Source organism: Candidatus Methylacidiphilales bacterium, assembly GCA_025056655.1.
Taxonomy (GTDB): domain Bacteria; phylum Verrucomicrobiota; class Verrucomicrobiia; order Methylacidiphilales; family JANWVL01; genus JANWVL01.
Window position 1 is genome coordinate 16,798 of the sequence record JANWVL010000095.1, and the last position, 10,933, is coordinate 27,730.

Annotated in this window: 10 protein-coding genes; 9 read left to right on the forward strand and 1 reads right to left on the reverse strand. The window is 48.0% G+C overall.

Features of this window, described 5'->3' with window-relative positions; genetic code table 11:
- Positions 1-34: 34 nt before the first annotated feature.
- The 6 genes from NZM04_06035 to crcB are packed head-to-tail and all read left to right on the forward strand — an operon-like array spanning position 35 to position 5,696.
- Positions 35-1,237 carry a C39 family peptidase gene (locus NZM04_06035; GenBank protein ID MCS7063586.1) on the forward strand — a complete coding sequence of 401 codons (1,203 nt, stop codon included), beginning with the start codon at positions 35-37 and terminating at the stop codon, positions 1,235-1,237.
- 45 nt (positions 1,238-1,282) lie between these two features.
- Complete coding sequence (locus tag NZM04_06040) at positions 1,283-2,884, forward strand: CTP synthase (protein ID MCS7063587.1); 1,602 nt, start codon at positions 1,283-1,285, stop codon at positions 2,882-2,884.
- Complete coding sequence (gene kdsA, locus NZM04_06045) at positions 2,874-3,719, forward strand: 3-deoxy-8-phosphooctulonate synthase (GenBank protein MCS7063588.1); 846 nt, start codon at positions 2,874-2,876, stop codon at positions 3,717-3,719. Before NZM04_06040 ends, kdsA begins: the two co-directional genes overlap by 11 nt.
- Positions 3,709-4,533, forward strand: a complete 825-nt coding sequence (locus NZM04_06050) for an LPS export ABC transporter periplasmic protein LptC (GenBank protein ID MCS7063589.1) — start codon at positions 3,709-3,711, stop codon at positions 4,531-4,533. The genes kdsA and NZM04_06050 overlap by 11 nt, the downstream gene beginning before the upstream one ends.
- Before the next feature lie 10 nt (positions 4,534-4,543).
- Positions 4,544-5,299, forward strand: a complete 756-nt coding sequence (gene lptB, locus NZM04_06055) for an LPS export ABC transporter ATP-binding protein (protein ID MCS7063590.1) — start codon at positions 4,544-4,546, stop codon at positions 5,297-5,299.
- Between the two features lie 4 nt (positions 5,300-5,303).
- Positions 5,304-5,696, forward strand: coding sequence for a fluoride efflux transporter CrcB (gene crcB, locus NZM04_06060; GenBank protein ID MCS7063591.1), 393 nt, complete (start codon positions 5,304-5,306; stop codon positions 5,694-5,696).
- On the opposite strand, the gene NZM04_06065 is transcribed toward crcB, so the two are convergent.
- Positions 5,667-6,863, reverse strand: coding sequence for an ATP-binding protein (locus NZM04_06065; GenBank protein ID MCS7063592.1), 1,197 nt, complete (start codon positions 6,861-6,863; stop codon positions 5,667-5,669). The genes crcB and NZM04_06065 overlap by 30 nt on opposite strands.
- Before the next feature lie 102 nt (positions 6,864-6,965).
- Between NZM04_06065 and NZM04_06070 the strand changes: the two genes are divergently transcribed.
- From NZM04_06070 to NZM04_06080, 3 genes are all read left to right on the forward strand, one after another.
- Complete coding sequence (locus NZM04_06070) at positions 6,966-7,448, forward strand: DUF1844 domain-containing protein (GenBank protein MCS7063593.1); 483 nt, start codon at positions 6,966-6,968, stop codon at positions 7,446-7,448.
- Positions 7,449-7,468: 20 nt separating this feature from the next.
- The gene (locus tag NZM04_06075) at positions 7,469-8,377 is read left to right on the forward strand and encodes a PfkB family carbohydrate kinase (GenBank protein MCS7063594.1); all 909 of its coding nucleotides are present in this window, start codon (positions 7,469-7,471) and stop codon (positions 8,375-8,377) included.
- Between the two features lie 244 nt (positions 8,378-8,621).
- A partial coding sequence (locus tag NZM04_06080) for a hypothetical protein (protein ID MCS7063595.1) occupies positions 8,622-10,933 on the forward strand: 2,312 nt, incomplete at its 3' end.

Consider the following 10,933-nt stretch of genomic DNA (forward strand, 5'->3'; position numbering starts at 1 on the left):
TTACGCTGAGAAACAGGGTATAGTTTATCTTTCTATGATTCATGAGCTTTGGCTAAGTTTCTACATCGTTACTGGGAGTCTAGGCGAGTATATCAATCATCAACATGCCTACCAACTCCAAGTGATGCGTTGGGAATGGCCGCAAAATCCGCTCACCGATCCTGCTTTTTGGAGTCAAGATGCGCGTGTCTGGCTTCGGACGAGCCGTTTTTTTACTTTGATAGAAAAAAACAAAAACCGTGAAACATGGCGCAGTGAGGATTTTTTGCCATGGCTCGGCTATGAAACGGTGGAAACAAAACTTGTTCTCGACCAAGGTAAGCCGATCAACCTTCATATTAACGTCATAAACCGCGGCGATCTTCGAGTTCTTGAAGCATCGCAAAAGGCGCTCACTTCTATGGTAAAGCGCTTTGAGAGGATGGACGAATTTCTAAATAATCTTGTCCAAAAAATGACTCATATCATGGAGGTTGATCCCAGCAAAGAAGAGGATCGCGTCGCGCGTGGAGTAAAAGTAAGCGGCTTCGTTTGGAAAAAGAATTTCGTATGGGCGCGATTAAATTACAATCGAGGTGAATTTATCACTTTCGAATTAACGCCCCCTGGCGTGGAACTAGACGCCATCGAAAACGCATTCATGGAAAGCCAGATTGCGACAACCGGTAACTTGCGTGAGATTCGGAAGGAAGATCTTATTCAAAATGTCGTCAACGAACCGGATGGCTCACTGTGGATTAATAACATCCCGATGGTAGATCAAGGGGAGAAAGGTTATTGCACAGTAGCTACAATGGAGCGAGTTTTTCGCTACTATGGTATACCTTTGGATCAACATCTCGCTGCAGATCTAGCAGAAAGCTCTGCCTTGATGGGCACTCGCATCACATTAGGGATCGAAGCCGCCGAAAAGTTGCTTAAAGGAAATGACCTTCGTCTTCGCCCTTTGCGTGAAGACAACCGTGGACGTCTGCGCTTCGACCGACTGAAAGAAGTCCTTTCACAAGGGTTGCCAATCATTTGGAACGTTGACTTATCACAAAGTGATGAGCCGGGTAACAATGCGCTGGGTTCTTCCTTTGCTGGCCACACGCGGCTTATTATTGGCCTCAATCTCGATAAGCAGGAGATCTATTTCTCTGATAGCTGGGGGGTCTTGCATCAGAAAAAGACTATGAGCTTTGAAAACGCCTCCCGTATTCATATCAGCGCTTTTTATCTTGAGCCGCGCAACTGAAGCCTTGTCTTTCACTCTATTTTAAGCCAACACTCTACGCCCAAGATGAAGTATGTGTTTGTGACAGGTGGTGTGGTCAGCTCCCTTGGCAAAGGTTTAACGGCTGCTGCTCTTGGCACGCTGCTTGAGCGAAGAGGTCTACGTGTCGGTCTTCAAAAGTTCGATCCCTATCTCAACGTTGACCCTGGCACTATGAGCCCGTATCAACACGGTGAGGTGTATGTTCTGGATGATGGAGCTGAGACCGATCTCGATTTAGGGCACTATGAGCGATTCACCTCAGCGCGTCTTTCAAGGCGGAATAATTTAACGACTGGGCAGATCTATGAGGCAGTAATTGCTAAAGAACGGCGCGGGGATTATCTCGGAAAAACCGTTCAAGTCATACCTCACGTCACCGATGAAATTAAAAAACGTATTCGTGAAATTGGCCACTACAGCGAATGTGATGTCGTCATCACGGAAATAGGCGGCACAACCGGCGACATAGAAGGCCTCCCCTTTCTCGAGGCGATCCGGCAGTTTTCTCTCGAAGTCGGAGGACATAATGTGTGCTTCATCCACGTGACATTAGTGCCCTTTATCAAAGCAGCAGGAGAGCTGAAGACTAAACCGACTCAGCAAAGCGTCGCGAAGCTTCGAGAGATCGGGATACAGCCCCATATCTTAATTTGTCGCACTGAATACTCTATTGATCATGATCTGCGACAGAAACTTTCCATGTTCTGCAACGTCTCAACTGAAGCTGTAATCGAAGAAAAAGACGTCACACACACAATATATGAAGTGCCAATGATGCTGCAGCGAGAAAAACTCGACGATCTCGTCTGCAGACAACTCCACCTTTCTCTTCCTCCAGCAGATATGACGGAGTGGCAACACTTCCTCACCCATGTGATCTCCCCTGCGCATCGTGTGCGAGTCGGGGTCGTAGGCAAGTATATCGAGCATCAAGACGCTTACAAAAGCATTTATGAAGCGCTCACCCACGCCGGTGCCGCTTTAAATACCAGAGTCGAAGTAAGTCGCATAGACGCCGAAAGTATCGAGAATCACGGTCCGGAAAAATTTCTTCGTGGTTTACAAGGAATACTCGTTCCAGGCGGGTTTGGATCACGAGGGGTCGAAGGCAAAATCACTGCAGCCCAGTATGCGCGTGAAAATAAAATCCCCTATCTCGGGCTCTGCCTTGGCATGCAAATTGCCGCTATCGAAATAGCAAGGCATTTGCTGAATCTACCTTATGCTCATAGTATGGAGTTCAACGAAGAGACGCCCGATCCCGTTATTGCCTTGCTAGACGAACAAAAGAATGTCGTCCGCAAAGGTGGCAGTATGCGGCTCGGAGCCTATCTTTGTAATCTCGTGCCCGATACTCTAGCGCGCAGAGTTTATGGGAAGGATCAAGTAAGCGAGCGTCACCGGCACCGGTATGAATTCAATCAAAAATACCGTGCCGCGATGGAAAATGTAGGGGTGGTCTTTTCGGGATTTTCTGCCGATAAGGGATTGGTCGAGATTCTTGAGCTTAGGGATCATCCTTGGTTTGTGGGCTGCCAATTCCATCCTGAATTCCTTTCGAAACCGAATCGGCCGCATCCGCTCTTTTACGGTTTTATACAAAGCGCGCTCAATCATGCCTCTTAAGGAAGTCTCTTCTTCTCATTCAATTTTTTCAGCTTTGGAAAGAAACATTCAGTCATTTCTACTCATTGCTGGGCCATGTGTGATTGAGAGTGAGTCTCAGACGATTGAGATTGCTCGCACACTTAAAACGATAACTGAAAGACTCGGCCTACCGCTTCTCTTCAAAGCTTCGTTCGATAAAGCCAATCGTTCTTCAATTACTTCCTACCGTGGAGTCGGTATCGAGGAGGGGCTAGGTATTTTAGAAAAAGTCAAAGGCCATTTACAGCTCCCTGTTACTACGGACGTTCACGAGACGTGGCAAGTCGAGCGAGTCAGTCCTGTCGTAGATGTGATTCAAATTCCTGCCTTTCTTTGTCGGCAGACGGATTTGCTCCAAGCAGCTGCCCGGAGCGGGAAACCTGTTAACGTTAAAAAAGGACAGTTTTTAGCTCCTGAAGACATGCGACATGTCGTGGCTAAAATGGTAGCTGAGGGAGCCCAAACAGTCTTCGTAACAGAGCGAGGCACGACTTTTGGTTACCACAACCTCGTCGTAGATATGCGCAGTCTCGCAATTATGAAGGCTCTTGGGCTTCGCGTGATATTTGATGCGACACATGCCGTTCAACGTCCTGGCAGTCTCGACGGCAGGACTGGGGGAGATCGTGCTATGGTCCCTGTATTAGCGCGTGCTGCAGTCGCTGTGGGGATAGACGGTCTTTTTTTGGAAACGCATCCTGATCCTGATCGTGCGCCTTCTGATGGACCAAATATGTTACCTCTAGATCAAGTTGAGAAGTTGCTGGTGGAGCTTTTGGAAATTCACCGAGTGAGGTTGCGGTATGCGAGATAAAGTTTTTCTTATTCTTGCGGTGTTAGGGGTATCGCTTGCTGCACAACGTGCGCAAGAGGTGATGATGGAAAGTGAGGTGCGTGGCTTTTCTTTGCCGCTCTACAACCGCGACCAGCAGCTTCAGGCGAGGATAACAGGTTCCCGCGCCACGTTTCCCGATGAAGAGCGGATACATATCTACAATCTCCATGCTGAGCTTTATGAGTCTGGAGCGGTGCAATCGAAAGTGACCTCTCCCGAGGCTGTGTTTTACAAATCTGAGCAGCGTCTTGAGGTGCAGTCAGGCGTTCAGATCGAGCATCCTCAGATCGACATACAATCTGAAGGTATGAATTGGAGGATTCCGCAGAGACAGGGAGAATTTCGCGGAAAGGTAATCATGACGCTACATAAGCCTTTGGATTCTGCAAGCACTCGTGAAGATCAGGATGTGGTTATTTTTGCGGATCGGCTGTTTTTATACTTGGCTGAGGGTAAGGGAATTTTTTATGGCAAGGTAAGTGTCCGTCATTCAAAAGGCTCAGTTCAATGTGAGCGTGGGGAGATTGAGTTTGAGCCTAGGCGACCAGAAAGGGTCATTCGATTCATTGCGCAGGGTCAAGTGCGGTGGGACTCGGGGAAACGATCCGGGCGATGTCATACACTAAGTCACGATTGGGTGCGAAATAGAATTTTTTTGCAAGGCCAGGTGGTCATTGAAGATGAGAAGCACCGATTGATTTCAGAGCGTGTGGTATGGGATGAGGAGAACCATCGATTGAGGAGTGGCGGCCTTTCTCGTGTTGAGATCGTGTCGGAAGGTGCACAACGTTGATTGCCTGAATATGATGGGCGAGCAGGTCAACTCGATGGATTCTAAGTTGATCCTTAAGACGCGAGACCTTTGCAAGAGGTATGCGGAGCGGGAGGTCGTTCGGCAAGTTTCTATCGAAGTAGCAAGAGGAGAAGTGGTCGGTTTACTGGGTCCGAATGGTGCAGGGAAAACGACGACGTTTTACATGATCACAGGTCTTGTGAGGCCGACTTGCGGGGAGGTGTTTTTTATGGGGCAAGACGTCACGCGGATGCCGATTTATCGGCGTGCTAGATTGGGTATGGGTTATCTGCCCCAAGAGGAGTCGATATTTCGGAGTTTGACGGTTGAAGAAAATCTTTTGGCTATTTTGGAATTTTTACCGCTAACTTCAAAAGAGCGAAGGACGCGGTGCGAGGCGTTGTTGGAGCGCTTTGGGCTTAGTGCGTTGAAAAAAAACCTCGCGATGACTCTTAGTGGTGGGGAGAAGAGACGACTTACGATTGCGCGCACGATGGTGACGTCGCCTTCGTTGATTCTGTTGGATGAGCCTTTCAGTGGTGTGGATCCTTTGGCGGTTGCGGACATTCAAAAGATCATTCAAGAATTGCGAGGGCAAGGGTTGGGGGTGCTGATTACTGATCATAATGTGCGAGAAACGCTTGCTGTTGTCGATCGGGCTTATTTGATCTATGAGGGGCGGGTGGCACGGCAGGGGAGTCGGGAGTTTTTAGCAAACGATCCTGAGACGCGTCGGCTTTATCTAGGGGAACATTTTAGGATGTAAGACAATGACATGGCGAGACTACTTTTGGATTGGCTTGGGAAGTGGGCTAGGAGGAGTTTTTCGCGTTTTTTTATCGCGTTTCTTTGATCGAGTTGTATACAGCTATCCGTGGGGCACGTTTTGGGTGAACTTTATTGGTTGCTTTTTGATAGGCTGGCTCTGGATGAGCTATGGGGTAAAGTTAGCTGTGCCACGCTACGATGTGGGGTGGAATTTGATCGCTTCGGGGTTCCTTGGAGGCTTCACTACTTTTTCTACCTTTACATTGCAAGCTGCGGAGTTGTGGAGTGAGGGGCAGTGGACTCTTTCGATAGTGTATTCAGTGGTGACCTGCGGAGCTTGTATTTTTGGAGTGGCGCTAGGGATGTTAGTCGGTGGGATACGGATCGGAGGCTGAAGCCTTCAGCAAGGCTGTAGGTGGAGCAGAAGGGGGCAGTGGGATGAATCGTTGATCGGGAAGAGGAAGGAGTATTTTTACAGTGGTGCCAGAGCCGAGGCGGCTTTCGATTTGGAGTTCACCGTGGTGTTCATTTACGATGCGCTTGACGATTAAAAGGCCGAGACCGGATCCGCTTTCTTTTGTTGTAAAATAGGGTTCAAAAAGGCGTGGTAGGTTTTCTGGGGCGATGCCAGCGCCATTGTCTTGGATCAGAATTTCGACGTGTCGCTCGGTAAGGCGGGTGCAGATTCTGAGGATGCCTCCGGCGGGCATAGCTTGGAGAGAGTTTTTGACGAGGTTATAAAGGGCTTGTTTGAGTTGTTCTGCGTCTAGGAGGAGAGGGGGGATATTTGAGGCGTATTCCTCTTCGAGAATGACATCGCGATTTTCGATTTCATGCTTCATGAATTCAAGAGCTTCGCGGAGGACTGGGTGCAATGGGGTGAGTTGGAGATTGGCCGAGGATGGGCGTATGGCACGCAGAAAGCGGTCGATAATTCCATTGAGACGCTGGAGTTCGTTTTTAACGGTTTCGATAGACTGGGCAGTCTTCGCTGGGATAGAGATTTTTTTTAGCTCTCGTTCGATGAGTTGGATATGGATTTGGAGGGAGTTGAGAGGATTTCCAAGCTCATGGGCGACGCCGGCAGCGAGAAGGGTGAGAGCATTGATTTTTTCCGATTCGATATTTTCTCGGGTTGCTTGTTGTTGGGAAGTGATGTCGTAGAAGATAGCGGCGTATGATTTCTGCGGGGCGTCCTGCTCAACGGGCACGAGGTAGAATTTGAGGTAGCGGTGGTCTGGGTAGTGGATTTCGATTTCACGAGTGAGGGCGTTGCCTTGGCCGAGTAATTCCGGCCAGTTGAGCTCACGTAGGTATCGTTGGATGGGTTGGCCTTGAAGTTTATCAGGCTGGTCGCGGAGGCCGAAGATTTCTAGGCTGCGGCGGTTGGCATAGAGGATGTGGCCTTGTGCATCGAGAACGAGCACGCCTTCTAGCAATGTGTTGAAGATTGTTTCTAGAAACCCTTTTTCGGAGGTAAGCCGCTTGATGTAGTCGCGGACTTCTTGAGGGCTTAGGCGGTCGATTTTCCGAATTAGGCGGCTGAAGAATGATGCTGACATGGAATTTAGTAATTAGCCGGTGTCGAGCGATTGGGCGAAACTTTTGTGTGATGGGGAGTCCGTTTTGACTTTTTGTTGCATCTGCTTAACATCCTGAGTGCTATGAGTGAACTGAGTGCTCGTGAGATTTCGCAGAGGTTTAGGCAATTTGTCATGATGCAAGCCCAGAATATTTTGTATGTGCTTGGTCGTGTAGCTGGGCCGGATGGTGTGGCGCCTCCACCAAATCTATCTGCGGCGAAGCTGTTGATAGATCAACTCGAAATGATTGAGGCCAAGACCAAGGGGAACCTTTCACATGAGGAAGCAGCTTTATTGAGTAATGTGTTGTCGGAAGTGCGCCTTGTCTTTGTGGAAGCTTCTGGCGGGATTTCTCCCGGGATGATTCCGAGCCGTTCGATGCCTGATGATGAGGGGGATGAGGAGGAACCTCGTCGACCTACATCTGCAGCGCCTAAGGCGTCTTCTCGAAATGAAGGGGGACAGGCTCCCATATCTCCTCAAGCTTCTTCGCGTCAAACGGAATCTAGGGAGCCATCGAGTGAATTTCCGAGCCGTCGTAAGTTTTTCAAGAGCTACGGATGAGGTGAATCTGTAAGAGGCTTATGAAACCTGTGCTGATAGTGGGGTCAATCGGGCTAGATGACATCCGTGTGCCTGAGTGGCCTGAAAGAAAAAACCTTCTTGGCGGATCGGCCTCCTATGCGGCACTGGCAACAAGCTTGACGGCTCCTGTCCGTCTTGTGGGGGTGGTCGGCAGCGATTTTCCTGATGAGCATGTGAAATTGTATCTACGTCGTAATGTCTGCCTAAAAGGCCTGCAAAGAGTAGAGGGTAAAACGTTTCGCTGGGCAGGCGAATATGAGGAGGATATGAATAACCGACGGACGCTCTCTGTGGAATTGAATGTGTTTGCAGATTTTAGCCCTGAATTGCCAGAGGGCTACCACGAGACGGAATATGTCTTGCTGGCAAACATTGCGCCTACTCTCCAGCACAGGGTGCTTGATCAAGTGCAAAATCCTCGCTTCGTCGTAGCAGATACCATGGATCTCTGGATCCACACGGCACGAGAGGATTTGATGCAGCTGTTGCCACGGATAAATATGCTCGTGCTTAACGATAGCGAGGCGCGGGCTTTGACGGGTGAGAAGAATCTGGTCAAAGCGGCCCGTTGGATTTTGAGGGAAGGCGCCGAAGCTGTCGTCATCAAAAAGGGGGAGCACGGCAGTCTTTTAATGAGCGGAGGCGAGATGTTGGTGATGCCAGCTATGCCGTTAGAAGAGGTGTTAGATCCTACAGGGGCAGGGGACACGTTTGTGGGCGGCCTGATTGGCTACTTGGCAATTCACCCGAATCATGATTTTGAGGTATTGCGAGAGGCGGTTATTCACGGGACAGTGCTGGCTTCATTTAACGTAGAGGCTTTTGGTCCGGAGCGGCTTGCAAATCTTACGAAAGATGAGCTGGAAGCTCGGAGACGGTTTTTTAAGCGCGCTGCGGGATTAATCTAAAAGTTACTGAGATTGCGCTTTGTCAAGCAGCTTCCTTTAGGAGCGGCTGATTTGCACTCGTAGTATGGCTAAATTTCTGAATGTGAAAACTGTATTAGTTATTCATAGGCAAGGATTAGCACGAGTTTATCTGGAAAATGTTAATAAATAGCACTTTAAGTTTTGATCATGCAATCTGGCTTTGATAGATAGAACTAAAGCCTAGCTTGTAAAAATTCCGTCAAGTGTTTGAAGGGCAAGGCTGTTGACGAAAAATCACGTTGACAAGTTTAATAAGACCAAGCAAAAAGCAATTATGGCTCTTTATAGAAGATTTTATCTATTTTTTTTAATAATTCTTGCAGCAGGGTCCCACATCCTAGCTCAAGATGTAAACTCACCTAACGTATCTTCTCCATCAGCAAAAGCCGAGCAAGAGGCCAGGGAACGAGCAGCCCTAGTGCAAGCGGCTAACAACGCGGTAATTCAAGGCGAACGCTTTCTTGAGATGGGAGATCCTTCCTCGGCTGAAGCAAGGTTTCAATTTGCTATTGAAAATTTGCCTGCGATGGGGGCCACTGCACCGGCTGCTCTACGCGCCGCTCAAGGCTTAGCTGCAGCTAAGCTACAGCTTGCAGAAAAAGCTGAGAAAGACGGTGATATCGAGAAGCATTATAAATTAATCGAGGAAGCCAGCCTCGCCAATCCGAATGATCAATCTCTTGTAGCACGGCTCAACCAAGCCAAAGCCAAGCTTGAAGCTTATCGAAAGAAGCGTCTGGATATTAACGCGGTCGAGGAAAGTGCGGCGGTCACGCCCGATTTCAAGAAGAAACTCGCTAACGTCCAGCGCTTGTTTTTCGAAGGAGACCGTTTTTTTGAGACTGGGCAATACGATGAGGCAATCAAACGTTACGAGCAAATTCTTCTAATCGATCCTTATAACAAAGCGGCTGTTGAAAAGATCCGACGTGTGGATCGCTATCGCATGCAAGCAGCCCAGCAAGCTTACAAGACGCAACGGGCTAAGGCGATGTTGCAAGTCACGGAGCGTTGGTCTCAGCCAATCATGCCAGATGATCGGAGTGAAAGTCGAGTAATAGAGCGCACGGGCCAGTTGTCGAATATCGCTAAAATCAATGATAAACTTCAAAACATCATCATCCCAAGTCTGAGTTTTAATGACATGCCGCTGGAAAACGCAATCCGTTTTCTTGCTGCTAAAAGTAAAGAGCTCGATCCGACAGGTGAAGGAGTAAATTTCGTCTTAAAATCGAGACCCACTGTCCAGCCTCCGAAGCCCGGTGAGCAAACAAAGGAACCAACTCCTACACCGACTATCCCGAGGAATATTACTTTGACCCTTAGCCAAGTCCCATTAGGGGATGTAGTGCGTTTTATCACCAATCTAACAAACCTTCAATTTAAGGTAGATGAGTATGCCGTTTTCATCCTTCCTGCAACTGAATCTTCGGAAGTGATGCAAACACGGACATTTTCAGTTCCGCCCGGATTTTTTGAGATAGATTTCAAGGTTGAAGCTGCAAAGCCTGGCAGCGCTAGGGGTTCGCAAGTTATAATCGGACAGACTGACGTCAAAAAACAGCTTGAAGATATGGGGGTGGACTTCCCGGGCGACGCTAAGGCGGTTTTTTTGCCAAGTAGCAGCAAGTTAGTCGTGAAAAACACTCCTCAGCAACTGGATATCATTGAAAGTCTTATTCTCGCTCGGCAAGAAGAAGATCCCCAAGTAACTATAGAAGCTAAGTTTGCGGAGTTTACTGATGATCAGTTGAGGGAGTTGTCGTTTAATTTTTATACTAATTTTAACGGGATAGTGCCCTCGGGTCCTACAGACTACGTGGCACTTCTTAACAATCTTTTCAGGAATCCATCAGATGTTAAGGTTGCGTCTTACTCAAGTCTGGCAACGGCAGAAGACAGTCTGCTTAACAACGCTTTATCACAAAGAATTGCTGCAAATAACACCAATAAGCCAGGCAATGTGTTGCAGCCAAACGAAATCGAAGTAAGGAAATATATAGACACGAGAGATTTACTTTTGCCTGTGTTTGATGATAACGGGAACATTAGAGACTACCAACGGGCACTAGTCTCGATTCCTGTCGAACGAGCCGTTCCTACTGGAAGACCAGCTCCTTTGAGAATATCTGAACCAAATACTTTCAAAATAGGAGGCATTATTGGAGATAAAGGAATGCTATTAGTCGCGAAACTTCTTAATCAAGTTACCAATGTAGACTTACTGTCTGTCCCTAAAGTCACAACTAAAAACAGAACAAAAGCCATCCTTGAGATTATCAGGGAAATGAAATTCCCAACAGAATATGAAAAACCGGAAGTTCCCAACAACCCGGCACGGTATGATAATCAAGATGTAGTAGTTGCTATACCAGCAACTCCGTCCGAATTTCAAACCCAAGGCATAGGAGTATCCCTAGAGGTAGTGCCAACAATATACCCAGACCGCAGAATAGACTTAGACTTAAAGCCAAGAGTCACTGATTTTGAGGGATTTATAGATTATGGTGCGCCAATAAATCAAGGTGACATCTA

Bases quoted from the DNA above. Each gene is read 5' to 3' on its own strand.
- NZM04_06035 (MCS7063586.1), top strand. From the start codon at position 35: ATGATTCATGAGCTTTGGCTAAGTTTCTACATCGTTACTGGGAGTCTA.
- NZM04_06040 (MCS7063587.1), top strand. From the start codon at position 1,283: ATGAAGTATGTGTTTGTGACAGGTGGTGTGGTCAGCTCCCTTGGCAAA.
- kdsA (MCS7063588.1), top strand. From the start codon at position 2,874: ATGCCTCTTAAGGAAGTCTCTTCTTCTCATTCAATTTTTTCAGCTTTG.
- NZM04_06050 (MCS7063589.1), top strand. From the start codon at position 3,709: ATGCGAGATAAAGTTTTTCTTATTCTTGCGGTGTTAGGGGTATCGCTT.
- lptB (MCS7063590.1), top strand. From the start codon at position 4,544: ATGATGGGCGAGCAGGTCAACTCGATGGATTCTAAGTTGATCCTTAAG.
- crcB (MCS7063591.1), top strand. From the start codon at position 5,304: ATGACATGGCGAGACTACTTTTGGATTGGCTTGGGAAGTGGGCTAGGA.
- NZM04_06065 (MCS7063592.1), bottom strand. From the start codon at position 6,863: ATGTCAGCATCATTCTTCAGCCGCCTAATTCGGAAAATCGACCGCCTA.
- NZM04_06070 (MCS7063593.1), top strand. From the start codon at position 6,966: ATGAGTGAACTGAGTGCTCGTGAGATTTCGCAGAGGTTTAGGCAATTT.
- NZM04_06075 (MCS7063594.1), top strand. From the start codon at position 7,469: ATGAAACCTGTGCTGATAGTGGGGTCAATCGGGCTAGATGACATCCGT.